We start from the raw sequence: 25,753 nt of genomic DNA, 5'->3' as shown, positions 1-25,753 counted from the left end.
GTAAAATGGAGATGATATAGCAATAGTGGTAGAGGGGATACATGGTTTGTAACTTTTGTAAGAAGGGATAAGGTTTATGTTAATTCGTTTTAAAAAAAGTTATGAAAAGATTGCGATGGGGCTTCTTTCGTTTATGCCGACCGAAAAAGATGTTAAAATTTTACAATTGACAATGAAAGACTATGATAAAAATGATAGTTGGCAACTATATTTGTGGAAACAAAATGATGATTTTGTTGGGATAGTTGGAGTTATCAACGAAGAAAATGTATTACAGATTCAACATCTTAGTGTGAATCCATCTCATCGTCACATGGGGATTGGTACAAAGATGGTACAAGAATTAAAAAATAAGTTTCAAGGTATTACAATTTGTGGAAACGAACAAACTGCTAGTTTTTTTGAAAAGTGTAAGGGAATTGAAGAAAATATACATTCATAAAAGCAGAGATGGAATTTGTGTCATCTCTGCTTTCTTTTTTTTAGTTGCTCGTTTCGTTCGGCAATTACATCATTTCTGTCACGCAATTTGTGTTTATGGATAATGTATTCAGTAGGTAGTGAATGAGCATCTTTCCAAGGAATCATTTTTTCTGTACATAATTGTAAGCATGTGTTTTCTAAAGAGGAATCTGAAAAAGGAAAAAATATAGGTGCAAAAGGTTCTTTTGATTGAATGGACTGTAATTGTTTTTGTAATATAGTTAAAAATTTTGGGTAATCAAGACCTAATCTGTGTACTTGTATACTTTCCTTTTTTAAAATAGCAATGGCGCTTTTCATCATTCGCATTGAACCATTCCAATTTGAGCGTCTGTGATGGTATAAAGCAACTGCTATTTGAATAAAACCAACCCAGTAGTTTTCTCGCTCTCCTCGTGGTTTCAATTTCCAATATTCTTCTAGTACTTCGTGACATTCAAAGTAATCATAATCTCCATGAAAATGAATTAAAAATTGTATGTATGCTGTAGGATACATCCTTTTCGCTCCTGTCTAAACGGTCTTACGTACAGTTTATCATAAAGTGAAACTATGATGTGATCAATGGAGTTTTCTTTATCTACACTGATTATCAGCCCTCACCAATCGGGCTTTTACGGGCAACCCGCTCCACACCTCACTTCTTTACTTTTGCTGAATTTTAAGGTGAAATCTTACTGCACGCGAATAGCGGGATAAATAATAAACGACTAGAGAATCTCTAGCCGTTTATTATATTCTGCATTAGCAGAAGCAAGCCGCGCCTACAATGATTAATAAGATAAAGAGCACAACAAGTAAAGCGAAACCGCCGTTAAAACCACAATCAATATGGCCCATAGTTTTTTTACCTCCTACATTGAACTTACTACACTTTTATCATATGAAGAGGTGGGCATTGTTGCATGGGCAGGTGTCTATTTTCAACTAAATTTCTGAAAAAGGTTGGATAGAACATAAGTATGCTCTATACTTATGTTGTTATAGAAAAAATGTGGTGGGATGCTTTGTGCAATATAATTTTAAAGTAGAGGCTTTTGAAGGGCCTTTAGATCTATTGTTACATTTAATTCATCGCTATGAAATTGATATATATAATATTCCTGTAGCGGAAATTACAGAGCAGTATTTATCTTATATTCATACGATGAAAGACTTGCAACTGGATGTTGCAAGTGAGTATTTGGTGATGGCTGCAACGCTATTGCAAATTAAAAGTAAAATGCTGTTACCGAAACAAGAGGAAGATGTACCTGATAATGGTGAAGACTTTATAGATGATCCCCGTCAAGAGTTGATGGAGCGGTTAATTGAATATAAAAAATATAAGCAAGTTGCTGCTGAATTAAAAGAGAGAGAACAAGAAAGAGCACAACTTTATACACGTTCACCAATCGATTTTACATCATTTCAGCAAGAAGAGGAGACAAGTTTACCTCTCGATATAACACTGTATGATATGTTAGCAGCATTTCAAAAACTTATGCGTCGTAAAAAATCAAAACGTCCAGTAACAACGCGAATTGCTCGTCAAGAAATACCGATTGAACAACGTATGAGTGATATTTTACAGCAATTAGAAACAGCGGAAGGACGCCAAAGTTTTTATGATTTATTCGTTGATGAAGAGCGCGAAGTAATGGTTGTAACTTTTTTAGCCATACTCGAACTTATGAAAAACCAACAAATTATTATTGAGCAAGAACACAATTTTGATGAAATCTTTCTGACTCGCTCTAAAGTTTAGTAAAACTCCCATTTCAAAATTGTGAGGAAAACTAGCAGTAAGTATTTGATTAGTCAAAACGAATGATCAGTGGAAATAATCCCCGCTGATCATGGTTTCGCATAATTTTGTTTGGAACGATAAAAGGAAGGTTGGACCGGTCGCAATATACTGTGATTCGGTTTTTATTGTGGATATTTTTGTATGGAAAGATATGAGAAAGGAGATTGTATGTTGGATAGAAAAGAACAGATGGCAATTGTTGAGGGGCTTTTATTTGTTGCGGGTGATGAAGGAGTTTATCCGGAACAAATTGCAAAAGTACTTGAAATTGAAGTGAAAGATGTAATTCAGATTATCGAGGAAATGCAAAGGGAATGTGAAGGTGTACAGCGAGGGTTGCAAATTGTACAATTTGCAAAAGTATATCGCTTTGCCACAAAAAAAGAACATGCGCCTTATTATCAAAAATTAATGGATACACCAACAGCAGCGTCTCTTTCCCAGGCTGCTCTTGAAACATTGGCGATTGTTGCTTATCGCCAGCCAATTACAAGAACGGAAATGGAAGAAATTCGTGGTGTGAAAACAGATCGAGCACTGCAAACATTGGTATCGCACTTACTTATAAAAGAAACGGGCCGGGCAGAAGGACCAGGGCGCCCTATTTTATATGGTACTACGAAAGAGTTCTTAGATACGTTTGGACTTCAAACATTAGATGATTTACCAACCCTTTCTGAAGAAAATGAACAAATGAATGAAGCTGACTTATTCTTTGGATCCTTGCAGGAATTGTCAAAATCGTAGCTTAGCGCATTGCTAAGCTTTTTTGTATATGAAATACGACTCGTGCCATACTAAATGAAAAAAGGAGACGAATTATGAAAGTTGTACGGATTATTCTATTGCTAGTTTCTGTTTTAATATGTTTTTCATTAAACAGCACATCTGTCAAAAGATATATGACGTCTGTTCATACTGTGTCCTCTTTTTCCAAGCAACGTCCACATTTAGGAAGAATGAAAGTGAGTTTTTTTAAGGTAGGACAAGGTGATGCCACACTTATTATTTTACCTAATGGTCAAACAATGTTAATCGATGGAGGACCTTATGAGGCTGGAGAGGTAATTATTCAGAAATTAATTGAAAAAGGAATTAACCATTTAGATGTTGTGGTAGGGACGCATCCAGATATGGATCATATAGGAGGGCTTATACCGATTATAGAACAAATGCCAGTTTCACTTGTATTAGATAGCGGCAAAACCTATAGTTCTTTTACATATCATACGTATAGGAACGATATTAAAAAGAGGGGAATTCCATTTGTTCGTGTAAAACAAGGACAGCATATACCGTTAGATCCCCAAGTTTCAATTCAAGTATTAAATAATGGGAAGTCAAAGGATGAAAATAATGAATCATCAATTGTTTTAAAAGTTCGATATGGTAAAGCTGATTTTTTGCTAATGGGAGATGCGGATATACAAACTGAAAAGAAAATAATAAAGCAATATGATGTACATGCTGATGTTTTAAAGGTAGGTCACCACGGTTCATATACGTCAACTAGTGAACAATTTTTAGAGGAGGCAAACCCTCAATTTGCTATTCTTTCTTATGATAAAAAAAATCCATATGGGCATCCACATCAAAGTGTAGTAAACAGGTTAAAGAGATATGGTGTCATGACATATACAACGGATAAACGAACAGTAGAAATTGAAACGGATGGAGACCATATTGCAATATGGTCAAATACGCCGCTTCCATTGTTAAAGTAAAGAAGTAGTTAAAACTGTATAATAGAATGCTAAGTAGGAAAATGGAAACAAGGAATTGGTATTCGTTTTCATAAAAGATGCATTGTCTCCTTTTGGAAAAAAAGAATAATATATATTATAATTAAAGAAGATAAATTTCCTTTTTTACTAAGAGAAGAGGAAATTTCATTTGAATGTATAGACAACTACTCGTGTATATATTAAGATGGGGTTAGGCAAATAGGTAATAATAACAAGTAGGTATTCCATGGGAAAGGATCGATGAAAATGAAAACGCAAGTTGTCATCAATGCCAAAATTTATACAGGTCACGAAGTAATGGGAAGTGGATTTATTCGTTACGCAGAAAAAATTGAAGAAATTGGTTTGATGGCTCAATATGTATCACAAGAAAATGAAACGGTTTTTGACGCAGAAGGAAAAATTGTGATTCCAGGTATGATCGATGTTCATATTCATGGTGGATACGATATTGATGCGATGGATGCGAATAGCGATGGGTTAGTAACTCTTGGTAAAGAAATGTTAAAAGAAGGGGTTACAACTTATTTCCCAACAACAATGACGCAAGCTCCAGAAGCAATTGAAGCGGCTTTAAGTGCTGCAAAAGAAGCGAAAGAAAAAGGAGCGCATTTTGAATATATTCATTTAGAAGGACCATATGTTTCAAAAAAACGTGCAGGGGCGCAACCTCTTGAACATATCGTTCCGGCGAATATTGAACAATTTAAACAATGGCAAGAAGCAAGTGGCAATTTAATTAAATTAGTAACGTATGCACCAGAAGAAGAAGGCGCAGTAGAATTTGAAAAGTATCTTGCTGAAACGAGTGTTGTTGGTACAATGGGCCATACAGATGCAGTTGATGCACAATTGAAAAGTAGAAACATTACACATGCTACACACTTATACAATCAAATGCGCGGTTTACATCACCGTGAACCAGGTGTTGTCGGTCACGTGTTATTGAACCCAAATGTAATGGTTGAAGTGATTACAGATGGTATTCACATTCACCCAGATATGGTGAAATTAGCATATAAATTAAAAGGTCCTAAAAAAGTAAGTGTCATTACTGATGCGATGCGTGCAAAAGGTTTAGAAGATGGATTGTATGAGCTTGGTGGACAGCCTGTACATGTGAAAGATGGCAGCGCTCGTTTAGAAGACGGAACGTTAGCGGGTAGTATCTTGAAAATGGACCAAGCATTCCGAAATGTAATTGAATTTACAGGATGCTCGATTGAGGACGCTGTACTTATGACATCAGTTAACCAAGCAGAAGAGTTTGAATTAACGAATAAAGGGGCATTAACAGTAGGAAAAGATGCGGACTTTGTTGTCATGACGGAAGATCTACATGTATATGATACGGTTCGATTAGGAATTCATATGAAGGAAGGGAAGTAAATAGATGAATATTCTTGTTGTAAAAACGCCAGAAGAATTAGCAGAAGCAGGTTGTAAATTAATTGAAGAAGTTGTAAAATCAAAGGAAAATCCAACGTTAGGAATGGCTACAGGAAGCTCTCCACTTGGTATTTATGCAGAAATGCGAAAAAATAAACTTGATACAAGCCGTGTAACCACTGTAAACTTAGATGAGTACGTAAATTTACCACATGAAGATAAAAACAGCTATCATTATTTTATGCAAGAACAGTTGTTTAATCATCTTCCCTTTAAAGAAACTTATGTACCAAACGGGATGGCAAGTGATTTAGAAGAAGAGTGCAAGCGTTATGAAGGCATTCTAGCAGCTAACCCAGTTGATCTACAGATTCTTGGAATCGGTGAAAACGGTCACATCGGATTTAACGAACCAGGAACATCTTTTGATTCTCCAACTAACATTGTTGAATTAACAGAGTCTACACGCCAAGCAAACCTTCGTTTCTTTGAAAAAGAAGAAGATGTACCAACTCATGCAATTACAATGGGGATTGGAAGCATCATGAAAGCGAAACAAATTCTACTTGTTGCTATGGGACCAAAAAAAGCAGAAGCAATCAGAGAATTATTGCAAGGTGAGTATAGCGAAGCGTGTCCTGCTACAGTGCTGCAACGTCATCCGAATGTAACCGTAATCGCAGATCCAGAAGCTCTATCTTTATGCAGTGAGGCGATTGCTGATGAACATCGACAAGTATTCACCATTTCCGATCTATTATCAGATTCAAGAGTGGGTGAAACAGCTAATTGAGGACGGTGAATGGACGCCGGGAGATAAAATTCCATCTGAGAATGAACTTTGTGATAAGTTCGAAGTAAGTCGCATGACGATCAGACAGGCAATTAATAATTTAGTGGAACAAGGGTATTTATATCGAAAGCGTGGAATTGGAACGTTTGTTCAGCTTCCAAAAGTGGAGCAAAAACTGCAAGGGATGACGGGATTTACAGAGGATATGCTTTCCCGTGGTATGAAACCGAGCAGTCAGTTATTAAGCTTCCGCCTAGTTTCAGCTACTGCTAAAATAGCAGACCGGCTTAGAATTCAAGAGGGGGAATCGGTGTATGAAGTGAGGCGTATCCGCTTAGCCGATGACGAACCGATTGCTTTTGAGACGACATATTTGTCGCCAACTCTTGTAAAAGATATTAACGAAGAAATTTTGCAACAATCTTTATACGAACATTTAGAGAAAAAGTTAGGCTTTAAACTTGTTCGTGCTACCCAAGCAATTGAAGCTTCAATTGCAACGGATGATGAAGCGGAACATCTGCATATACCTAAAAAAGCACCTGTGCTTGTAATGAGACAATGGTCATATGCAGAAGGTGAATTACCGTTAGAATATGTGAAATGTATTTATCGTGGTGATCGTTATAAGTTCATTACGAGTATTTCACGAAACAAGTAGTGTATTTTATTTTGTGAAATACATTAAACTTTCAATTCATTGGGTATGTAGAGAAACAAAAATACGACTCATCCTTACAGGGAATGAGTCGTATTTTTGTTTTGTTTTGAGTTGTAAGTTATCACGTGTTCTACAGCGTCTTTTACAGAGCCTACGACATAATGTGCATGTTCTTTCACTGCATCGTCAGCTTGTGACATGGCAAAGCTATGAGATGTTAAATTGAACATAGGAATATCATTGTAAGAATCACCGATACAAGCAATTTCTTCAGGTTCTATTTGGAACTCTTGTAATAAAATAGAGATTGCTGATCCTTTGCTAATATTTGGTGGCATGACATCTAAGCATTGTTCAGCGGAGATAAAGGTACTGACTTTGCCGCTAAATTTCTCATTGATTTTTTTCTGAAGTACTTGTAAGTCTTCTTTTGTGCCTCCAACAGAAATTTTATTAGGAAAAATTGTATCATCAATTTTTTGTAATAAGTTTGGTTCTTCAACAGAAGTCATTGTAACTTGTTTCTCAAGTTCATGAATAAATGGTGTTTTTTCCTCAATGTAATAATTATATTCATCACTTACATAACGAAAATACGGTTCTTCTTTCGTCATCGCTAACAAATCTGGCAAAATGCTCGAATCAAATGTTGCAGACAATAATTGTTTATTCTCATGGGTATATACGAATACACCATTTACGCTAATGCGATGGAAGTTGGTACCAACCTCTTTCATTAAACCAGCGATTTCATTATCAAGCCTACCGGAGGCGAAACAAAGAATCACATTTTGTTCTGCAAGATTGCGAAGAGCTGTAACATCTTGCTCATCAATCATGCCGCCATGTTGCATCATTGTGCCGTCAATATCGCTTACAAACATTTTAATCATGTTGCATTCTCCTTTCTATGTACATTTGCTCTTACATTATACGCATCTCGTGCAATCATGTCTAAAAAATGAATTTTTCTAAAATGGTAGATGTTTTGCATTGACGAAAAAGAAGGATGTTCTGTAACATAAAAGTAGGCTATTTAAGTACGAGGGTGGTGTTATATGAATAGTTATCTAGAAATTAAAAAAGTTTTAAATAATAATGTAATCATTGCGAGTCATCAGGAACACGAGGAAGTAGTAGTGATTGGCAAGGGAATTGGATTTGGAAAGAAAACGAAAGATGTATTAAAGGCGGAGCAAATTGAAAAAATGTTTGTTTTAAAAAATGAACGTGACCGTGAACAATATAAGCTTTTAGTGCCACATGTGAGCGAAAAGTTAATTGAACTGATGAACGATATTATGATGTATATTCAAGAAAAGGCGCAGTCACCATTAAACGAGCATATTCATATTGCCTTAACCGATCATATTTCTTTTGCAATTAAAAGACTGAAACAGGGCTTTACAATAGATAATCCTTTTTTAGTTGAAACAAAAATGCTGTATCCAGAAGAGTACAAAATTGCTGAAGGAGTTGTACAACTTTTAAATTCCCATTTGCAAATTACATTGCCAGAAGGGGAAATTGGCTTTATTGCACTTCATATTTATAGTTCACTCACAAATTCTGATGTATCTGCTGTTAATCAAAACTCCCGTCTTATTGCAAAGCTTGTTTCATTAATTGAAACAAATCTACACCTTACATTAGATCCAGAAAGTATTCATTATTTACGCCTTATTCGTCATTTACAATATGCAATTGAACGAGTGAAAAAGGGAGAGAAGGTAGAAGAAGCACAAGGGTTTGCTGAGTTATTAAAAGCAGAGTATCCAGTTTGTTATAATCTAGCTTGGAAGCTTGTGAAGGTGATGCAGAAAGAATTACAGCTCCCAGTATATGAAGCGGAGAGTATTTATTTAACGATGCATTTGCAAAGATTAGTAAAAGCAGAACATGTGTAAAAGACATATATTTTTGTCTAAAATGAAAACGTTAAAAAAAATGATTGAATCGCTTACAATTGTTTTGTATAATAAGTCATGCAAAGTTATACAAAATTCGACAAACAAGTTAAGGCAAACAACGAAAACGTTTGCTCTAAAGTAGTGAACTTATACGTAAACCTATTTTTGACACGTGTTACTGATTCGATCAGGCATGAGTGGAGAAAAGTCAGGAATGTAAGCTAGAGAAAGGGACATACTACCCTTTGTATAGCTATCGTTCTATCTTTTTTTCCTCATGCCTTTTTGGCGTTTGTCGAAAAGCACAATATAGATAAGAGAGGAAGGGTTTTCATGTTTAAGAATATCTTTGGTGTTCTTCAAAAAGTCGGAAAAGCGCTTATGCTTCCAGTAGCAATTTTACCGGCTGCAGGTATTTTACTTGGATTTGGTAATGCATTTCAAAATCCACAGTTAACAAATCTAGTTCCTGCTTTAAAGGCAGATTGGTTTGTTCTAGTTGCAAAAATTATGGAACAATCTGGTGATATTATTTTCGCAAACCTTGCATTATTATTCGCAGTAGGGGTTGCCATCGGATTAGCAGGTGGAGACGGAGTAGCTGGGTTAGCAGCCTTCGTTGGATACTTAATTATGAACAAAACGATGAGCGTATTCTTAGGAGTAGAAAAATTTGTTACAATTGTAAGTGACAAAGTTCCAGTTAAAACTGGTTTTACAGATCAAGCGTATGCAAATGTATTAGGTATTCCGACACTTCAAACGGGAGTGTTTGGGGGTATTCTTGTCGGGATATTAGCAGCATATTGCTATAATAAATACTTCAATATTGAATTACCATCATACTTAGGATTCTTTGCAGGTAAGCGTTTCGTACCGATCGCAACAGCAACATTCTCTTTACTTTTAGGGATTGTAATGTGCTTTATTTGGCCGACAATTCAAGGTGGTTTGAATGCATTCTCACATCAAATGATCGATGCGAATAAAACGTTAGCGGCATTTGTGTTTGGTTTAATTGAGCGTTCTTTAATTCCATTTGGATTACATCATATTTTCTATGCACCATTCTGGTTTGAGTTTGGTCAATATACAAGTGCGGCGGGTGACATTATCCACGGTGACCAAAAGATCTTTATGGCACAATTAAAAGATGGTGTTGAGTTAACAGCTGGTACATTTACAACAGGTAAATATCCGTTCATGATGTTCGGTCTTCCAGCAGCAGCTTTAGCAATGTATCATGAAGCACGTCCAGAAAATAAAAAATTAGCAGCTGGTATTTTAGGATCTGCTGCGTTAACATCTTTCCTAACAGGTATTACAGAACCACTTGAATTTTCATTCTTATTCGTAGCACCAGTATTGTTCGGAATACATGCTATATTTGCTGGTTTATCGTTTATGACAATGCACATTTTAGGTGTTAAAATTGGGATGACATTCTCTGGTGGTTTAATTGACTTTATGCTATTTGGTGTCTTACCAGGCCGTACAGCATGGTGGTGGGTAATTGTTGTTGGTCTTGCACTTGCAGTAATTTACTACTTCGGATTCCGCTTTGCAATCCGCAAATGGGATCTAAAAACACCTGGTCGTGAAGTAACAACAGATACTGATGGCGCAGGGAAAACAGAAGCAGGTGAACTTCCACGTGAAGTATTAGTAGCGCTTGGTGGTAAAGAGAATATTGCTTCTTTAGATGCTTGTATTACACGTTTACGTGTTCAAGTTAACGAACAAAAAAATGTAAACAAAGATCGTTTGAAAGAACTTGGGGCAGCGGGAGTGCTTGAAGTAGGAAATAACATTCAAGCTATTTTTGGACCAAAATCTGACACATTAAAATCACAAATTCATGATATTATGTCGGGTCGTACACCTCATGTTGAAAAAGAAAAACCTGTAAAAGTAGAAGAAACTGTACAAAAAGCGGATACAAATGAAACAATTGTATCTCCGATTGAAGGTAAAATTCTACCGATTACAGAAGTTCCTGATCAAGTATTTTCAGGGAAAATGATGGGAGATGGATTCGCAATTGAGCCAGCAGAAGGAACAGTCGTTTCTCCAGTTGACGGTGAGATTGTCAATGTCTTCCCAACAAAACATGCAATTGGTATTCAATCTGAAGGTGGAAAAGAAATTTTAATTCACTTCGGTATTGATACTGTAAAATTAAATGGTGAAGGTTTTGAAGCACTTGTCACGCAAGGTGATAAAGTGAAACAAGGACAACCATTATTGAAAGTAGATATCGCATTTGTAAAAGAAAATGCACCATCTATTATTACACCAATTATTTTTACGAATTTAGGACAAGGACAACAAGTTGAATTGAAAAAAGAAGGCAATGTCAAGAAAGGCGAAGCCGATATTATTGACATTCAGTAAGAAATTGACGCAAAATGTCTATAATTATAATGGGCGATGTGGTTGACCGAACATCGCCTATTATATACAATAGATGATGTAGTACTCACGTCTATACAACTGAAAAAATACTGTATTTAAAGGAGATAGATTATTATGGAAAAAATCTTTAAAGTAACTAGCGACTCAGGGATTCATGCTCGTCCAGCAACTCTACTTGTAAACACTGCAAGCAAATTCGGTGCTGATATTAACTTAGAGTATAACGGTAAAAACGTTAACTTAAAATCAATCATGGGTGTTATGTCTTTAGGTATTCAACAAGGCGCAGAAATTAAAATCACTGCAAATGGTGATGATGCAGCTCAAGCACTAGCAGCTATCGAAGAAACTATGAAAAACGAAGGATTAGGAGAATAATGACTCTTAATATTCAAGGGATCGCTGCATCAAGTGGGATTGCTATTGCGAAGGCTTTCAGACTTGAGAATCCTGAATTTAACATTGAAAAGAAAACGATTACGAACGAAGCTGCAGAAATTGTACGCTTAGACGCTGCGCTTGAGAAAGCAAAATCTGAACTAGAAGCAATTAAAGACCATGCTTTTGCTGAGCTTGGTGCTGATAAAGCTGCTATCTTTGAAGCACATTTACTAGTATTGAATGATCCAGAACTAGTAAATCCAGTAAAAGATAAAGTAAATAATGAAAAAGTAAATGCTGAATTTGCAATGGACGAAGTTGCAACAATGTTCATTACTATGTTTGAAAACATGGATAATGAATATATGAAAGAGCGTGCAGCGGATATTCGCGACGTAACAAAACGCGTTCTTGCACATTTACTAGGAATTAATTTCTCAAATCCAAGTACGATTTCTGAAGAAGTAATTATTATTGCTGAAGATTTAACACCATCTGATACAGCACAATTAAACCGTAACTATGCAAAAGGTTTCACGACTGATATTGGTGGACGTACATCTCACTCTGCAATTATGGCTCGTTCTATGGAAATTCCAGCTGTTGTTGGTACGAAAGTTGTTATGGAGAAAATCCAAAACGGTGATATCGTAATTATCGACGGTCTAGATGGAGAAGTAATTGTAAACCCATCTGAAGAAACGCTTCGTACTTTCGAAGAAAAGAAAGCAAAATTCGAAGAACAAAAAGTTGAATGGGCGAAATTAAAAGATCAAGCAACTGTAACAAGTGATGGGCATCATGTTGAGCTTGTTGCAAACATCGGAACACCAAATGATGTACAAGGTATCATCGACAATGGTGGAGAAGGCGTTGGTTTATACCGTACAGAATTCTTATATATGGGTCGTGACAATCTTCCAACAGAAGAAGAGCAGTTCGAAGCATATAAAGCAGTTCTTGAAGGTGTAAAAGCAGATCAACCAGTTGTTGTTCGTACACTTGACATCGGTGGAGATAAAGAGCTTCCATACTTACATTTACCAAAAGAAATGAACCCATTCTTAGGTTACCGTGCGATTCGCTTATGCCTTGAAGAACAAGATGTGTTCCGTACACAACTTCGTGCATTACTTCGTGCAAGCGTATATGGTAATTTAAAAATTATGTTCCCAATGATTGCAACTCTTGATGAATTCCGTCAAGCAAAAGCAATTTTATTAGAAGAGAAAGAAAGACTTGTTCAAGCTGGTACAACTGTTTCTGATGCTATTGAAGTAGGTATGATGGTAGAAATCCCCGCTTCTGCAGTATTAGCAGATCAGTTTGCAAAAGAAGTTGATTTCTTCTCTATCGGAACAAACGACCTAATCCAATACACAATGGCTGCAGACCGTATGAATGAACGTGTATCTTACTTATACCAACCGTATAATCCATCTATTTTACGCCTTGTAAAAATGGTTATCGATGCTGCTCATAAAGAAGGAAAATGGGCTGGTATGTGTGGTGAGATGGCAGGAGATTCACTTGCAATCCCGTTACTACTTGGATTAGGATTAGATGAATTCAGTATGAGTGCAACATCTATCCTTCCTGCAAGAACACAACTAAGCAAGTTGTCAAAAGCACAAATGGAAGAGTTAGCACAAAAAGCATTAACAATGTCAACTGCTGAAGAAGTTGTTGAATTAGTTAAAAGCATCTAATAATAAAAGAAAACCTGAGCCGATTGAAATCGGTCTCAGGTTTTTTTTATACTAAATTTAGATTTGATTTTTATGATTTTGAGGATACGAAGCAGAATTAGATAGCGATTGCTATGATATCCTCTGGGCAAACACGTAAAAGACCTGTAAATTTAGTTGCGTTCATGTTATTTTGATTATCTTTATTATCTTTATTATCTCCCATATTTAAAGCGGAGAAAAGAGCAACGCCGTTAGAAAACCCTTCAAAAATAACATTTCTGAAAGTAACGTTACCTTTAATAGTTAAAAGAGAAATTTCTGTTCCGATTGCAATGTGTCTAAGGACATTACATACATGGTGTCTTTCTTTTTCTTTTTCTCTTTCTCTTTCTCTTTCTCTTTCTCTTTCTCTTTCACGATCACGATCACAGCAATGACCACGATGACATTCTCTAAAATCTTCACGACATCCAAAAGATCCAAACATAATTCTCATCACCCCCTTCACACTTATAATGTATGTAAGTTGTATATGTGGTGATTGGACCGAACGTGGAATTTTTACTGGGATATTTTCTTATTTTAAATAACTAGATGGGTATTTGTACTTAATGGTATTTGGATAAGGATAAATGACAGGGGGAGGGAGGTCGAAACTTTTATTATTGTTTTTTTTTCTTTATTCAAGGATCTGAAATTCACGGGTAGTTTTTCCTTATTTATCCCGCTATTTGAGGGCAGTAAGACCCCCACTGGTTATGATCATCTTTGAATCAATAAAAATCTTTAGGTGAGTCTTACTATCCACGCATAACTGGATACATAGAAAAGGATACCTTTATTTATAACGAGGTATCCTTTACACTTTTTTACTTTTATATAAAACGATTGCATATACGGGAAGAGCCAACAGTAATGGTACGATAGACTGTGAGATATGTAATCCTTCTTCTAGCTGGAGTGCTTTTTCTTTTGGGAATTGTAGCATTGTAATATTTGTGGCATCTCCAATAAAGTATAGAAGCAGTACAGTTACGGCATAGCTTAAAAATGCAATAAAGCTTCCATATGAATTCAATGAAAATCCCTCTCTTGTTATCTATTTGTTACTATTGTATCATAATTGTAACAAAAATACATCCTTTATATTTCATTGTATAACAAAATTCGACAAAATACTGTGATTTTAAAGGGGATAGAGAAATAAACTACTGTTCATATATGTTGGAATATTACAAAGAAATAACATAAAAAAACGAAGGGAGATACCCTTCGTTTTTTTATGTTATTGTGGGGCTGTTTACTTTGCCCATTCCGTTACTTGTTCGACATTCATACGTGGTGCTGGATGTCCTTTTAATGTAGATTCACCAATTGTAATTAGCATGATAGGTACATAACGAGAAGAAACATTAAATTCTTCCATTAGTGCTTGTGGGTTAAATCCACCGATTGCACAAGTGTCCCAGCCAGTTGCCTTAGCTGCAAGCATAAGTTGCATTGCGGCTAAGGATGCATTAGAGAAGGCTGCATCTCGTGGATATTGTTCACGCTTATATGCAGATTCAATATTTTGTGCCAAACGTTCTTTAGCTTCTTCTTTCATAAATCCTTGCTCTACGATAGGTCCATATACAGAATCGATGTTTTTATTTGCTTCTAGATCACCTAAAATAGCGACTACTGCAGAAGCATCAAGAATTTGTTGTTGATTATAAGCGATTGGATGTAAACGGCTTTGTACATCTTTACCTTGGAAAACAAGAAACTTCCAATGTTGTAAGTTCCAAGCTGATGGTGCTTGACCAGCTGCTTTCAAAATTTCTTGTAATTCCTCTTTTGAAATTTCTTTTTCAGAATTGAATGCACGATTAGATGTTCGTTCATATAGAACAGTAAAGAAATCTTGCTGTGTCATAATATGCCTCCTAAGTTTTATGTGGATTTATAAAAAATACCATATGTAACAATTTTGTACTTACATTTTGTAAGTTATCACTGTAAAAGAATATAATATCTTTATTTTAATTGTCAAGTTGTTGAGAATAGAAGAAAAAGGGGACATTCGTACAATCGCTGTCATTCATGTAGTCATACAATAAAAAGATGATTCGCAGATCAAGAAGAAATATGTAAAGTGAAGCTCCTGTCAGTGGGAGAGTTCTTTGTTCCTGCTGATGCTCAGCCCTCACCAATCGAGTTCTTTTGATAACGGCCCCTTATAGAAAAGGAAAGTGAAGAATTCAGTAGAACAGGATATATGAAGTGAGTGAAGACCAGTGGTGAACATACTACATTTTTTATTAGAGAATACGGTTTTTCAAAATGTATTACAGGATCTCCATGTAAATGTACTTTATATAGAAGAAGGATGTAATCACCAGTATACGATTGATGATATACATCCAAAATGTATGTTTATAGCAAATAGTTTTGAAGAAGGGGAAATGTTATTTGAAAAAGTGCGACCACAAATTGTGATCATTTATGTGTCGAATGGTGCACAAGTAGAGTATATAAAACACATATATAATTCGATGAGTTCTTTTATTGTTATCTGGGATCAGCCGGTGACTTCAAAATTTGTAGAGTTGCTTACAATAGGAGTACGAAATATTGTTATAGCTCCTGTTACACCACAGGTTGTGCTGGAAGAGGTAAACAAAAGTCTCTATCAATTATCACTATTGCAACAAGTGACTATTCAACAAGAGCTTCTTCAAATGATGTTTGATTTTCAAAATGATTTATTATTCATTGTAGAAGATGATGAGATCGTCGACTGTAATACGAACTTTTTGAGTTTTTTTGGATATGAAAATTTATTTTCATATCATGAGAATCATATGGTATTTGCGGAACATTTTATTCAAGAACATGGATATTACGCAACAAATCACGATATAACTTGGCTTGATGATTCTTTAACGCAAGCGAGAAAAATAAAAATGTATAGTCATGAAGGCGAAGCATTTGTTTTTTTATTACGTGCTACACCTGTACCGGAAGATTTGTCTAGGTTTATTGTTAAGTGTACAGATATTACGGAATTAGATGAATTATATCAAGAGCAAGAACAGCTTGCTGCAATTGATTCTTTAACAGAAATATACAACCGTTTGAAGTTTCAACAATTATTAGAAGAAAAATGGAAAAGTGAGAAACGAGTAAATCAAACGATGGCGCTTATTCTTTTTGATATAGACGATTTTAAAAAAGTGAACGACACATATGGACATGATTTTGGTGATTTAGCATTAATTCAGTTAGCCGAACTGATGAAATCTAAAATAGCATCCCAACATATTTTCGCGCGGTGGGGTGGAGAGAAATTTATTATATTAGTAATAAATACAACGGAAAAAGAGGCTTTCCAAGTTGCTGAATCGCTACGTTTTTTTATTGAAACGAAACAATTCTCTAGCATTTCAAAATTAACCGCAAGTTTTGGAGTTGCTTTATATGAGCAAGGAATGACAAAAGAAGAATTGATACAGCGAGCAGATATTGCTTTATATGAAGCGAAAAAAAATGGAAAAAACCAAGTACGTTTATATAGAAAAGAAAAAATGTGATTTTTTCGCAACAAAGTGTTGCGATTTTTTTCTGTTACCCGATAATAGAAAGAGGGGCCATTTATAAGAAAGTAACTGCGGAGGTTTTTGAATGATAAAAAAATTGATTATTATGGTCTTGATTTGCTTTATAGTATATGGAAGTGTATATTACTTTTTTTATATACCCAAGAAGCAAGAAGCATTAACTTCGAAGGCAACTCCTTCTGTCGAGTCTGAGTTACAGGATAATTTAGAAGAAAAAAAGGAACCGCCAATTGATTATGCTAGTGTGGCACAAAAGTTAGATCAATATTTAAAAGATAAAGATTTTAATGGAACGGTTCTTGTCACAGATAAAGATCGTGTTGTGCTGAATAAAGGGTATGGATATGCAGATGTTCAAAGTGAAATTGAAAATACACCACAAACAAAATATCGCATTGGTTCCATTACTAAGACAGTTGTGGCAACATCGATTTTACAGTTGCAAGAGCAGGGAAAGTTAAATATTCAGGACAATGTAAATAAATATATACCTTTATTTCCAGCAGATAAAAATATCACATTATACCATCTTCTAACACATACTTCTGGTTTACCAGAGAAGGGAAAGGGAAAAGTGAATGCTGCATCACGTTTGAATTTGGTTACTTGGATTGGAAAGCAGCAAGTAGCTTTTCCGCCAGGAACTGGTTGGAAATACAGTGACTATAATTATATGGTGCTTGCTTATATTATAGAAAATATATCTAAAAAGCCTTTAGGAGAATATGTAAAGGAAAATATATTTGCACGAGCGGACATGCATGAATCAGGTATGGGAAATATGGTGCCAGGAGAGCAACATTTCACGCAAGGGTACAAAAAGAAAGACAATGTACTTGTACCAGCACCAAAATTAGCAATGAACTGGCTATATGGCTGTGGTGAGATGTATACTACAGTTGGGGATATGAAGAAGTTAGATGAAGCAATTATAAATGGAAAACTTCTTTCAGAGAAAAGTATACAAGTGATGTTTACACCATCATCCGAAAAGAAATATGCATTTAGTTTCTATATATATCCCGATTATTTTCATAACCATGGTGTAGTTGCTGGGTGGAATACATTTAATAACTTTAATAAAGATAAGGGAACGTTTGTTGTTTTATTTTCAAATGTGCAAAATGGCATAAATGATGATTTTAATAAGGAATTTCGGAAGATGGTCAGCGACTTATTAGAACAAAGGAGATGAGTAGATGAAACAAGTAATTTCATCAATTGGTTTTATCGGTACAGGTGTTATGGGGAAAAGTATGGTACATCATTTATTACAAGGTGGTTATACAGTATATGTGTATAACCGTACGAAAGAAAAAGCAACTTCCTTATTAAAAGAAGGGGCACATTGGTGTGATTCACCAAAAGAATTGGTGGAGAATGTAGATGTTGTTATGACGATGGTAGGATATCCGCATGATGTAGAAGAAATCTATTTTGGAACAGAGGGAATTCTGGAACATGCAAATGAAGGGACAATTGCAATTGATTTTACAACCTCTACACCGACGTTAGCAAAACGTATATATGAAGCTGGAAAGAAAAAGAGTGTACATACGCTAGATGCTCCGGTATCAGGAGGGGATATTGGAGCAAAAGAAGGCAGACTTGCTATTATGATTGGTGGAGAGCAAGAAGTATATGAAGTATGTCTCCCTTTGTTTGAAAAACTAGGAGAGAACGTTCAGTTACAAGGGCCAGCGGGAAGTGGACAGCATACAAAGATGTGTAATCAAATTGCAATTGCATCGAATATGATAGGTGTTTGTGAAGCGGTAGCGTATGCAAAGAAAGCAGGTTTAGATCAAGAGAAAGTACTACAAAGTATTTCAACTGGAGCAGCTGGTAGTTGGTCATTAAGTAATTTAGCTCCACGTATGTTAAAAGAGGACTTTGCACCAGGATTTTATGTGAAACATTTTATGAAGGATATAAAAATTGCGTTAGATGAAGCTGAAAAGTTAAAGTTACCTGTACCTGGATTAGCTCTAGCAAAAGAGCTATATGATGAATTAATAGAAGAGGGAGAAGAGGATAGTGGCACACAGGTGTTGTATAAGAAATATATAAGGGGGTAATGTGATGAATTTAGAAAAGTTTGACGGGATGATTGATGCTGTACAGCGTGCGACTTGTATGCCAATCAATGATAAGCAACAAGCAGCATTTAAACAAAAGTATGATTTTGAGCCAACATTTGAATATGGACGTGATGAAAGCGGCCATTACGTGATTCGAACATCAAAGAAGATGTTAGAAGAAATGGAATTTTATTTAGCTTTAAAGTATGATCGGGAAGGTATTGACCTTTATATGCATGCTGAAATTGATGGAGTATGTTATGTATCTGTTAGCTACGGAGAAGATGCTCTTCACTTACAAGAACTATTTCAGTTTTTGGAAGATAATAAATAAAAAGTCCTCGTTTGAGGACTTTTTATTTTGTTTAATATATTTTTTAGGAAAATTGGAAGCTAATTTTGATAAAGGCAGGTTGTATTAAGGTAGATGTATTGTGAGGATATAAAAATGTGAGATACAATGTAATGGGATTATAAGCTAGAAGCACGACGAGAGCGTTCGATTGGAAATGGAATGATTTTGGCCATATGATTGCGACTAAATTGCTTTGTACGAGCGTGACGTAATATATATAATGCAAAGAGAATAGCGATAGGTATAGCACCGTACAAACCAAAAAGTAAAGCGCTTACAGAAGATGCGACAAAACCTAACATACCGATTTCTAATTCCTCCATAATTGCCCCGAGAATAGCAGGAATAGCTCCACAAGTAACCCCAAGTATAAGTGCTATAATTAAATTCATGTTCTTCCTCCTCTTTTTGCGGTTTTCTGTTCAATTCATTTTCTATTATTTGTATTATATCATAATTTAAACAGAATTTTCAGAAAAAAGTTCAAAAAATGTTCAAAATTTATTGAGAAACATACTTGATAAAATGAAAAATATCATGAGGAACCATTCCCCTTTGATGATGAATCCTCATCCATCAGGAGATATTGCAAGGCGAGAGAAAATAAAAAAGCAGGCTTATTTCATATTCGTGAAATAAGCCTGTTCCATAGGAGGATGTATATATGTAGAGTAAATAAAAGGAAGAAAAAGGGGATCCAATCCCTTTTATTCAACTAACTACCTTAATAAATAGGAACCCAGCCTTCTGTTGTAACGAAAATACGAATAGCTACAACTTGGCGATCATCTTGTAATGTGAAATAATGTCTTGCATTTTCAGGTACAGAAATTAGATCACCAGGCTCAAGTTCAACATCGAAGAAGCGACCATCCTTGCCTTGGATAGCAAAGATACCATGCCCACTGACGATAAAGCGAACTTCATCATTAGTATGATGATGCTCTTGTTTAAAGTTAATTAATAACTCATCGAGGTTAGGTATTGCATTTGAAAGGGAAATAACATCATGTGCTTTATAACCTCGACGTTCTGAAACATCGGTGATTTCATTGGAAAATACTGTTAAAATTTCTTTTTTGTTTTCATCAGTTAAGGAGTAGTTTTCTTTTAAATGAGTAGGAAGTTTTGAAATATCCCATTTTTCATATAAAACGCCTTCTCCATGTAAAAATTGCTTTACTTCCTGTTCATTTTCAATATGGGTATTTATTTCATAAATACGAATTTGCGCCATGTGAAACGCCTCCTTGAATTGATAATAGTTTTATATGAAATTGGAATAAAAACTCATATGCTTCTAATCTTTTCTTTGCATCAAAGCTATCTTTTCCCCAAACGGTAATGCCATGGTTGCGAATCAATATAGCTCCAGCATCATCATGAATATGTTTTCGGAAATCTTCTCCTAACATTGGAATATGAGCGTGATTTTCAATAATTGGAATTTTGATAGTGGCTCCTTCTTCCCATATATTAAGAGCTTTAATGATTTCTTGATTAGAAAATGAGATTTCTTTGTCGTATACGTTTGTAATTACATTGTTATCAATTGTATGGACATGTAAGACACATTCAGCTTCTGTATGATTATAAATATGAGTGTGTAGCAATGTTTCTGCTGAAGGGCGTAAATCGGTTTCTAAAACAGCCTTTCCAGTTTGATCAACTAATAGAAAATCATTAGGTGTTGTTTTCGTTTTATCTCTTCCGCTTGCTGTAATAAGAAAGGTCATTGGAGTGTTACTCACTTTTATTGAAATGTTTCCACTTGTAGCAGGAAACCAGTTGCGATCCGTTAATTCTTTCTTTAATTTACTCAATTCTTCCCATTGACGAAAAAGTTGTCTCATTTTATTACCTCCAACAATTGCTGAACTTCTGTCTGTATGTCATAAAACGTTTCAAATACTGTATAGGAAATTTGATGTTCTTGGCATTTTGTAATGAGAAAATCACGAGCGAATACTTTATCAGCCAGTTTTGCTGCTTGTAAATCTGTAATCGAATCTCCAATTACAATGTTAAAATCACCGTTTGAACTTAATTGCTGAATTAGCGTTGATTTGCAAAGACCGCAGTTGTTTTTACAATGTTCATCGCAAGGGTGAGGCCAGTTTACTTTAATTGTTTCCCCTGAAAAATCAGTCGTATTGCAATAAATATGGTCTGGGCTGATTAGCCCTTTGAGAAGAGGATAGACGAAAAAATCCATTCCTCCTGATATAATATGAAGTGAAATCTGATTTGTTTGGACAAACTGTGCAAACTCTTGGAATCCAGCCCGAATCACGGCTGCTTCTTTTATAAAAGTAGTGATGTCATCTTGTAAACTTGTAGGTAAAAGAGAAAACAATTCCCCTACACCTTCTTGAATAGAAAGTTCTTGTGATAGAATTTTTTGTTTAATCGTTTTGGCTTCTGGTGGAGCGAATTTTTCCATAATCGCAACGATATTATCATTGTTCGTAATCGTACCATCGAAGTCACAAAAAATTTGAAGACTCATAGTTTCACCCCACGTGATGGATTCCCCCATAATTGCAGTGCAGCATGTAAATCAGTGTTATCTACTTCATGCAATGGTGTTCTTTGCAAAGTGGCATCAATTGCTGCTCGAAATGCTTTTCCACCGCCTTGCGCTCCAGCTGGGTGACCATGAATACCACCACCTGCGTTAATGACAACATCCTTGCCAAAATTACGAAGGATAAACGGAACAAAACCAGGGTGAATACCAGCTGATGGAACAGGAAAGCTTCGTTTTAAAGATTGATCTTTTTTAGTTAGTTTACTTGTAATAAGAAGAGCTTCTTTTTTTTCTAATGCAACACTGCCGTATGGTGATGGAAATAAAGAGAAATCTGCACCAGCATAACGAAGTAGCTTTCCAAGTAGCAATGGATAAGAAAGTCCATATAATTCCGATGAAGCGTATGCGCCGCTTACAGCAGGATGTGCCATAATTGGAATCGATATATCATCATCTTCCGCAAGTGATTGCAATACATCTAATCCATACGAGAATACATTGAACAGAAGAATATCTGCACCAGCTGTGGCGGCACGTTTTGCATTTTCTTTAAGATCATATGTACGTCCTGTTAAATTCACTGCATATAAAGTCTTATGACCATATGTTTCGTATACAGACTGTAACACTTCTTTTCCAGAATGAATTCGTTTTGTGAGCGGTGTTAATGGATTTTCAAACAAAATTTCATCATCTTTTACAATATCTACACCACCAATTGCTTGATCACGGAGCTGTGTTTTTAAATATCCTATATTGCGTCCAAGCATTCCTTTGAAAATGCTCATCAGAAGTGGACGGTCGTGAATTTGTAAGAGATTTCGAATGCCCTCAATGCCAAATTTAGGGCCAGGGAAATGTTCTTTTAAGTCATCTGAAAATGTTAAATCAATCAGTTTAACTTCGCCATCTAGTGATAATTTTCCAAATGTTGTTGTCAAAATAGCTGGTAAATCAGGGCTGAAATTTAGTGATGGATAATGAATTTTAATGAGTCCACGTGTCGCTTTTTTTCCGAGATACGTATTTACATGCTCTTGTTCTTCTAATTGTTCTACATGAATGACATTGCCTTTATGTTGTTTTAATTGTTCTTGTAATAAGTGTGGTAAATGAGTCCATGAACCAATTGTTAAACCGAGAGCAATTTGTTCTGCTTTTTGGTTTAAATTATGAGAATCATCATGGATTAAATAGGTTGCTGTTATTCCACTCATTTTTATAACCTCCTAGTTAAATAAAAAAACCTCTCAGCTAAGGAGAGGTTTTTTTACAACCAGCTCCTTATCTGTCAGCGTAATGCTGCGAGAATTAGCACCGTGCCTACAATTGTAGATCGGTTGCCGGGTTTCGTCGGGCTCGTCCCTCCACCTGCTCTTGATAAGAAGTATTTAGAAATGTTTGAATTTTTACGATATCTGAATTTTGACAGAGTTTTTTTAGAATGTCAATGGTTTTTTGAAAATTTTTAATTTCTGGATTCGTTGAACAGCTTCTTGTAGTCGCTCTTCTGTATGTAGTAATCCAATACGAACGTAGCCTTCGCCATGTTTGCCGAACCCGACTCCAGGTGCAACTGCTACATGTGCTTGTTCTAGTAATACATCGGCAAACTGTTCAGATGAAAAACCATGGGGAACGGGAAGCCAAGCGAAAAAAGAGCCTTTTGGTGCGACTACATTCCAGCCGATTGATTGACAAGCTGAAATAAGGGCATTTCTTCTAGATTCATAGCGATCAACTAGTTCAGTTACACAAGATTGTGAACTTAATAGTGCCTCACGAGCAGCCTCTTGTACAGCGCCAAAAATGCTGACATACATATGATCTTGCAATAAATTGATTGTTTCAATTACACTTTCGTTACCGATAGCAAAGGCGATGCGCCAACCAGCCATATTAAATGTTTTTGATAATGTATAAATTTCAATGCCAACATCTTTCGCGCCATTTGCTTGTAAGAAGCTAGTTGGCTTGTTACCATCAAAACCAATTGCTCCATAAGCAAAGTCATGAACCACTAAAATATCATTTTTATTTGCAAATGTAATTGTTTCCTCAAAGAACTCTTTTGATGCGACAGCACCAGTTGGATTGTTAGGATAATTTAAAAACATCAATTTCGCTTGTTTGGCAATAGTATCATCGATTTTAGTGTAATCTGGTAAGAAATCATTTTCTGCTAATAACGGCATCGTTTCAAATTTTGCTTTTGCTAAAGCGACACCTGATAAATAGTCAGGATATCCTGGATCGGGTACAAGAATTGGATCGCCAGGATTTGTAAAACAAATCGGTAATTCAACCAGCCCTGCTTTTCCGCCAAATAAAACAGCAACTTCTGTTTTAGGGTTTACTTTGACTCCATATTCACGTTCATAGAATGTTGCAACGGCTGTTTTTAAGCTTTCATGTCCGCGAAATGGCGGATATTTATGATGAATTGCTTTTTCTGCTGCACGTTGTAAAGCTGTTACGATATGCGGCGGTGTTGGTTGATCTGGATTGCCTTGCCCTAGATTGATAACATCGTGACCTGCTTCAACCACTTTGTTAACTTTTGCAACAAGTGAAGCGAAAAACTGTGTTGGTAAGGATGTTACAATCTCGGAAGGTTGAAAATGTTTCATACTTTCCACCTCTTTTGAAAGTTGTTACAATTCTAGTGACAAATGATATAACCTTTCCAAGTTTTTGTAAAGAAAAAATAATTGAAAATGGGGCGGATAAAATGAAAGTCGCATGTATTCAAATGGATATTGCTTTTGGTGATGTGAACACAAATATTGAAAATGCAAAGAAAAAAATAGGAGAAGCGATGCAAAGAAAACCAGACGTTATTGTATTACCAGAACTTTGGACGACTGGTTATGATTTAAAACGACTTCCTGAAATTGCAGATGAAGGAGGAATACAAACGAAAGAACTTCTATCAGAATGGGCGAAGCAATTTGCGGTGAATATTGTTGGGGGTTCTGTTGCAAAGCAAACAAAACAAGGTGTTACGAATACGATGTATGTTGTGAATCGCGAAGGTGAAGTGCAAAATGAATATAGTAAAGTACATTTGTTCCAGTTAATGGACGAACATAAGTATTTAATAGCTGGTGATGGAACCGGTGAGTTCACGTTAGATGATGTGCAGTGCGGGGGGACAATTTGTTACGATATTCGTTTTCCAGAATGGATGCGTGTTCATACTGTAAGAGGGGCAAATGTATTATTCGTTGTAGCAGAATGGCCGCTTGTTCGCTTAGCCCATTGGCGTTTACTTCTTCAAGCGAGAGCGGTAGAAAATCAATGTTATGTGGTTGCATGTAATAGAGCAGGAGAGGATCCGGATAATATGTTTGCTGGACATTCTCTTATTGTTGATCCATGGGGAGGCGCGACACGTTCCTAAGTGAAAAGCTTAGGCATTGTCGAACTTACAGTTCTACAGTGAACTATCATTCCAAGAAGCCAAATGATAGGGTAACGCCTTGAAGGGCTTCCTTTAATCCTTCGACATGCAGTGAAGTTGGCAAGGGCTTCACTGTATGAAGCTCGATGAAGTCGGCTGAGAGCTACCGTAAGTCTTAAAGACACGAAAGCTGTCCAGAGGTGGATGGTGTAACCTATAAGCCGGAAGTCTACAAAACACTTATGGTTAGGATGCACGATGAACTATTAGCGAGTTTTAGTAGTGCAGACGAATCTCTGATGGTACGGGTCTATATCGGGAGCATATCGAAAGGTATGCTGACACAGTTAGTGTCGCTACTGTGGATGAGTAAAACTCTCCTTTATGAAAGTCCATATATTGTTATAGGCAATATCAAGGTAGCAGGCTCATAGGAGAAGCCTAACAGTGTATGTACAGATAGGAATGATGGAACGTGGTAAGCTGTCAACACCGAGGGCTTGCATCTCTATGAAGTGGTTC

Annotated in this window: 28 protein-coding genes and 1 riboswitch; of the genes, 16 read left to right on the top strand and 12 right to left on the bottom strand. The window is 35.9% G+C overall.

Annotation, left to right across the window (positions count from 1 at the left end; translation table 11 throughout):
* The first annotated feature begins 76 nt into the window (after positions 1-76).
* Positions 77-442: a GNAT family N-acetyltransferase gene (locus tag C564_RS0116590; protein WP_003199973.1), complete on the top strand. Its 366-nt coding sequence runs from the start codon at positions 77-79 to the stop codon at positions 440-442.
* Positions 443-462: 20 nt separating this feature from the next.
* Here C564_RS0116590 and C564_RS0116585 read toward each other — a convergent pair whose 3' ends face one another.
* A complete protein-coding gene (locus C564_RS0116585) occupies positions 463-981 on the bottom strand; it encodes a DUF309 domain-containing protein (protein ID WP_018766086.1) in 519 nt (172 codons plus the stop codon).
* A 246-nt stretch (positions 982-1,227) separates the two neighbouring features.
* On the bottom strand, positions 1,228-1,323 hold the full coding sequence (locus C564_RS34885; RefSeq protein WP_018766085.1) for a YjcZ family sporulation protein: 96 nt from the start codon (positions 1,321-1,323) through the stop codon (positions 1,228-1,230).
* Between the two features lie 169 nt (positions 1,324-1,492).
* Between C564_RS34885 and C564_RS0116575 the strand changes: the two genes are divergently transcribed.
* The 6 genes from C564_RS0116575 to phnF all read left to right on the top strand — a co-directional run bounded on the left by C564_RS0116575 (position 1,493) and on the right by phnF (position 6,860).
* Complete coding sequence (locus tag C564_RS0116575) at positions 1,493-2,230, top strand: segregation/condensation protein A (protein ID WP_003199977.1); 738 nt, start codon at positions 1,493-1,495, stop codon at positions 2,228-2,230.
* A 213-nt stretch (positions 2,231-2,443) separates the two neighbouring features.
* Positions 2,444-3,019: an SMC-Scp complex subunit ScpB gene (scpB, locus tag C564_RS0116570; protein ID WP_018766084.1), complete on the top strand. Its 576-nt coding sequence runs from the start codon at positions 2,444-2,446 to the stop codon at positions 3,017-3,019.
* A 74-nt stretch (positions 3,020-3,093) separates the two neighbouring features.
* Positions 3,094-3,996 (top strand): ComEC/Rec2 family competence protein, encoded by a 903-nt coding sequence (locus tag C564_RS0116565; RefSeq protein ID WP_018766083.1) that lies wholly within the window; start codon positions 3,094-3,096, stop codon positions 3,994-3,996.
* Between the two features lie 267 nt (positions 3,997-4,263).
* Positions 4,264-5,406 (top strand): N-acetylglucosamine-6-phosphate deacetylase, encoded by a 1,143-nt coding sequence (gene nagA / locus C564_RS0116560; RefSeq protein WP_026008597.1) that lies wholly within the window; start codon positions 4,264-4,266, stop codon positions 5,404-5,406.
* Positions 5,407-5,410: 4 nt separating this feature from the next.
* Positions 5,411-6,199 (top strand): glucosamine-6-phosphate deaminase, encoded by a 789-nt coding sequence (gene nagB / locus C564_RS0116555; protein WP_006095860.1) that lies wholly within the window; start codon positions 5,411-5,413, stop codon positions 6,197-6,199.
* Positions 6,129-6,860 (top strand): phosphonate metabolism transcriptional regulator PhnF, encoded by a 732-nt coding sequence (gene phnF, locus C564_RS0116550; protein WP_077293862.1) that lies wholly within the window; start codon positions 6,129-6,131, stop codon positions 6,858-6,860. The genes nagB and phnF overlap by 71 nt, the downstream gene beginning before the upstream one ends.
* Positions 6,861-6,934: 74 nt before the next feature.
* Here the strand turns inward: phnF and C564_RS0116545 are convergent, their stop codons facing one another.
* A complete protein-coding gene (locus C564_RS0116545) occupies positions 6,935-7,753 on the bottom strand; it encodes a Cof-type HAD-IIB family hydrolase (RefSeq protein ID WP_018766081.1) in 819 nt (272 codons plus the stop codon).
* A gap of 165 nt (positions 7,754-7,918) precedes the next feature.
* Here C564_RS0116545 and glcT point away from each other — a divergent pair, with 165 nt between their 5' ends.
* The 4 genes from glcT to ptsP all read left to right on the top strand — a co-directional run bounded on the left by glcT (position 7,919) and on the right by ptsP (position 13,275).
* On the top strand, positions 7,919-8,767 hold the full coding sequence (gene glcT / locus C564_RS0116540) for a glucose PTS transporter transcription antiterminator GlcT (protein ID WP_018766080.1): 849 nt from the start codon (positions 7,919-7,921) through the stop codon (positions 8,765-8,767).
* Between the two features lie 336 nt (positions 8,768-9,103).
* Positions 9,104-11,164 (top strand): glucose-specific PTS transporter subunit IIBC, encoded by a 2,061-nt coding sequence (gene ptsG / locus C564_RS0116535; protein ID WP_006095858.1) that lies wholly within the window; start codon positions 9,104-9,106, stop codon positions 11,162-11,164.
* Positions 11,165-11,299: 135 nt separating this feature from the next.
* A complete protein-coding gene (gene ptsH / locus C564_RS0116530) occupies positions 11,300-11,563 on the top strand; it encodes a phosphocarrier protein HPr (RefSeq protein ID WP_000411078.1) in 264 nt (87 codons plus the stop codon).
* On the top strand, positions 11,563-13,275 hold the full coding sequence (ptsP, locus tag C564_RS0116525; protein ID WP_003199999.1) for a phosphoenolpyruvate--protein phosphotransferase: 1,713 nt from the start codon (positions 11,563-11,565) through the stop codon (positions 13,273-13,275). Before ptsH ends, ptsP begins: the two co-directional genes overlap by 1 nt.
* Before the next feature lie 97 nt (positions 13,276-13,372).
* Here the strand turns inward: ptsP and C564_RS0116520 are convergent, their stop codons facing one another.
* The 3 genes from C564_RS0116520 to C564_RS0116510 form a co-directional block, all read right to left on the bottom strand.
* Positions 13,373-13,744 (bottom strand): DUF3915 family protein, encoded by a 372-nt coding sequence (locus tag C564_RS0116520; RefSeq protein ID WP_003208388.1) that lies wholly within the window; start codon positions 13,742-13,744, stop codon positions 13,373-13,375.
* A gap of 372 nt (positions 13,745-14,116) precedes the next feature.
* On the bottom strand, positions 14,117-14,335 hold the full coding sequence (locus C564_RS0116515) for a hypothetical protein (RefSeq protein ID WP_003200003.1): 219 nt from the start codon (positions 14,333-14,335) through the stop codon (positions 14,117-14,119).
* 222 nt (positions 14,336-14,557) lie between these two features.
* Entirely contained in the window at positions 14,558-15,175 is a 618-nt protein-coding gene (locus C564_RS0116510; protein WP_003199861.1) for a nitroreductase family protein, read from the bottom strand.
* Positions 15,176-15,539: 364 nt separating this feature from the next.
* Between C564_RS0116510 and C564_RS0116505 the strand changes: the two genes are divergently transcribed.
* The 4 genes from C564_RS0116505 to C564_RS0116490 all read left to right on the top strand — a co-directional run bounded on the left by C564_RS0116505 (position 15,540) and on the right by C564_RS0116490 (position 19,274).
* Positions 15,540-16,832, top strand: a complete 1,293-nt coding sequence (locus C564_RS0116505) for a GGDEF domain-containing protein (RefSeq protein ID WP_026008596.1) — start codon at positions 15,540-15,542, stop codon at positions 16,830-16,832.
* A 91-nt stretch (positions 16,833-16,923) separates the two neighbouring features.
* Entirely contained in the window at positions 16,924-18,054 is a 1,131-nt protein-coding gene (locus C564_RS0116500) for a serine hydrolase domain-containing protein (RefSeq protein ID WP_018766078.1), read from the top strand.
* Positions 18,055-18,058: 4 nt separating this feature from the next.
* The gene (locus C564_RS0116495; protein WP_018766077.1) at positions 18,059-18,937 is read left to right on the top strand and encodes an NAD(P)-dependent oxidoreductase; all 879 of its coding nucleotides are present in this window, start codon (positions 18,059-18,061) and stop codon (positions 18,935-18,937) included.
* 4 nt (positions 18,938-18,941) lie between these two features.
* Positions 18,942-19,274, top strand: a complete 333-nt coding sequence (locus tag C564_RS0116490; RefSeq protein WP_003199867.1) for a DUF3909 family protein — start codon at positions 18,942-18,944, stop codon at positions 19,272-19,274.
* 137 nt (positions 19,275-19,411) lie between these two features.
* Here the strand turns inward: C564_RS0116490 and C564_RS0116485 are convergent, their stop codons facing one another.
* The 6 genes from C564_RS0116485 to C564_RS0116460 all read right to left on the bottom strand — a co-directional run bounded on the left by C564_RS0116485 (position 19,412) and on the right by C564_RS0116460 (position 24,458).
* Positions 19,412-19,687 carry a hypothetical protein gene (locus C564_RS0116485; RefSeq protein ID WP_003199868.1) on the bottom strand — a complete coding sequence of 92 codons (276 nt, stop codon included), beginning with the start codon at positions 19,685-19,687 and terminating at the stop codon, positions 19,412-19,414.
* 332 nt (positions 19,688-20,019) lie between these two features.
* Complete coding sequence (locus C564_RS0116480; protein WP_018766076.1) at positions 20,020-20,532, bottom strand: cupin domain-containing protein; 513 nt, start codon at positions 20,530-20,532, stop codon at positions 20,020-20,022.
* On the bottom strand, positions 20,510-21,148 hold the full coding sequence (locus tag C564_RS0116475) for a methylthioribulose 1-phosphate dehydratase (protein ID WP_018766075.1): 639 nt from the start codon (positions 21,146-21,148) through the stop codon (positions 20,510-20,512). Before C564_RS0116475 ends, C564_RS0116480 begins: the two co-directional genes overlap by 23 nt.
* Complete coding sequence (locus C564_RS0116470) at positions 21,145-21,804, bottom strand: 2-hydroxy-3-keto-5-methylthiopentenyl-1-phosphate phosphatase (RefSeq protein ID WP_018766074.1); 660 nt, start codon at positions 21,802-21,804, stop codon at positions 21,145-21,147. Before C564_RS0116470 ends, C564_RS0116475 begins: the two co-directional genes overlap by 4 nt.
* Positions 21,801-23,045: a 2,3-diketo-5-methylthiopentyl-1-phosphate enolase gene (gene mtnW, locus C564_RS0116465; protein ID WP_018766073.1), complete on the bottom strand. Its 1,245-nt coding sequence runs from the start codon at positions 23,043-23,045 to the stop codon at positions 21,801-21,803. The genes C564_RS0116470 and mtnW overlap by 4 nt, the downstream gene beginning before the upstream one ends.
* 64 nt (positions 23,046-23,109) lie before the next feature.
* A riboswitch (SAM riboswitch) is annotated at positions 23,110-23,215 on the bottom strand.
* Positions 23,216-23,267: 52 nt separating this feature from the next.
* Positions 23,268-24,458, bottom strand: a complete 1,191-nt coding sequence (locus C564_RS0116460; RefSeq protein ID WP_018766072.1) for a pyridoxal phosphate-dependent aminotransferase — start codon at positions 24,456-24,458, stop codon at positions 23,268-23,270.
* 14 nt (positions 24,459-24,472) lie between these two features.
* Between C564_RS0116460 and C564_RS0116455 the strand changes: the two genes are divergently transcribed.
* The gene (locus tag C564_RS0116455) at positions 24,473-25,231 is read left to right on the top strand and encodes a carbon-nitrogen family hydrolase (RefSeq protein WP_231382329.1); all 759 of its coding nucleotides are present in this window, start codon (positions 24,473-24,475) and stop codon (positions 25,229-25,231) included.
* Positions 25,232-25,753 lie beyond the last annotated feature (522 nt).

This window comes from Bacillus sp. 105MF (assembly GCF_000374885.1).
Lineage (GTDB): Bacteria > Bacillota > Bacilli > Bacillales > Bacillaceae_G > Bacillus_A > Bacillus_A pseudomycoides.
This window is presented reverse-complemented; position numbering and strand designations above follow the sequence as displayed.

What these genes read in the sequence shown, in the direction of transcription:
- C564_RS0116485 (WP_003199868.1), bottom strand. Translation starts at nt 19,687, where the DNA reads ATGAATTTAATTATAGCACTTATACTTGGGGTTACTTGTGGAGCTATT.
- C564_RS0116495 (WP_018766077.1), top strand. Translation starts at nt 18,059, where the DNA reads ATGAAACAAGTAATTTCATCAATTGGTTTTATCGGTACAGGTGTTATG.
- mtnW (WP_018766073.1), bottom strand. Translation starts at nt 23,045, where the DNA reads ATGAGTGGAATAACAGCAACCTATTTAATCCATGATGATTCTCATAAT.
- ptsH (WP_000411078.1), top strand. Translation starts at nt 11,300, where the DNA reads ATGGAAAAAATCTTTAAAGTAACTAGCGACTCAGGGATTCATGCTCGT.
- C564_RS0116590 (WP_003199973.1), top strand. Translation starts at nt 77, where the DNA reads ATGTTAATTCGTTTTAAAAAAAGTTATGAAAAGATTGCGATGGGGCTT.
- C564_RS0116545 (WP_018766081.1), bottom strand. Translation starts at nt 7,753, where the DNA reads ATGATTAAAATGTTTGTAAGCGATATTGACGGCACAATGATGCAACAT.
- C564_RS0116500 (WP_018766078.1), top strand. Translation starts at nt 16,924, where the DNA reads ATGATAAAAAAATTGATTATTATGGTCTTGATTTGCTTTATAGTATAT.
- C564_RS0116520 (WP_003208388.1), bottom strand. Translation starts at nt 13,744, where the DNA reads ATGTTTGGATCTTTTGGATGTCGTGAAGATTTTAGAGAATGTCATCGT.
- C564_RS0116480 (WP_018766076.1), bottom strand. Translation starts at nt 20,532, where the DNA reads ATGGCGCAAATTCGTATTTATGAAATAAATACCCATATTGAAAATGAA.
- C564_RS0116490 (WP_003199867.1), top strand. Translation starts at nt 18,942, where the DNA reads ATGAATTTAGAAAAGTTTGACGGGATGATTGATGCTGTACAGCGTGCG.
- C564_RS0116585 (WP_018766086.1), bottom strand. Translation starts at nt 981, where the DNA reads ATGTATCCTACAGCATACATACAATTTTTAATTCATTTTCATGGAGAT.
- ptsP (WP_003199999.1), top strand. Translation starts at nt 11,563, where the DNA reads ATGACTCTTAATATTCAAGGGATCGCTGCATCAAGTGGGATTGCTATT.
- nagA (WP_026008597.1), top strand. Translation starts at nt 4,264, where the DNA reads ATGAAAACGCAAGTTGTCATCAATGCCAAAATTTATACAGGTCACGAA.
- ptsG (WP_006095858.1), top strand. Translation starts at nt 9,104, where the DNA reads ATGTTTAAGAATATCTTTGGTGTTCTTCAAAAAGTCGGAAAAGCGCTT.
- C564_RS0116565 (WP_018766083.1), top strand. Translation starts at nt 3,094, where the DNA reads ATGAAAGTTGTACGGATTATTCTATTGCTAGTTTCTGTTTTAATATGT.
- C564_RS0116510 (WP_003199861.1), bottom strand. Translation starts at nt 15,175, where the DNA reads ATGACACAGCAAGATTTCTTTACTGTTCTATATGAACGAACATCTAAT.
- C564_RS34885 (WP_018766085.1), bottom strand. Translation starts at nt 1,323, where the DNA reads ATGGGCCATATTGATTGTGGTTTTAACGGCGGTTTCGCTTTACTTGTT.
- glcT (WP_018766080.1), top strand. Translation starts at nt 7,919, where the DNA reads ATGAATAGTTATCTAGAAATTAAAAAAGTTTTAAATAATAATGTAATC.
- C564_RS0116470 (WP_018766074.1), bottom strand. Translation starts at nt 21,804, where the DNA reads ATGAGTCTTCAAATTTTTTGTGACTTCGATGGTACGATTACGAACAAT.
- phnF (WP_077293862.1), top strand. Translation starts at nt 6,129, where the DNA reads ATGAACATCGACAAGTATTCACCATTTCCGATCTATTATCAGATTCAA.
- nagB (WP_006095860.1), top strand. Translation starts at nt 5,411, where the DNA reads ATGAATATTCTTGTTGTAAAAACGCCAGAAGAATTAGCAGAAGCAGGT.
- C564_RS0116475 (WP_018766075.1), bottom strand. Translation starts at nt 21,148, where the DNA reads ATGAGACAACTTTTTCGTCAATGGGAAGAATTGAGTAAATTAAAGAAA.
- C564_RS0116460 (WP_018766072.1), bottom strand. Translation starts at nt 24,458, where the DNA reads ATGAAACATTTTCAACCTTCCGAGATTGTAACATCCTTACCAACACAG.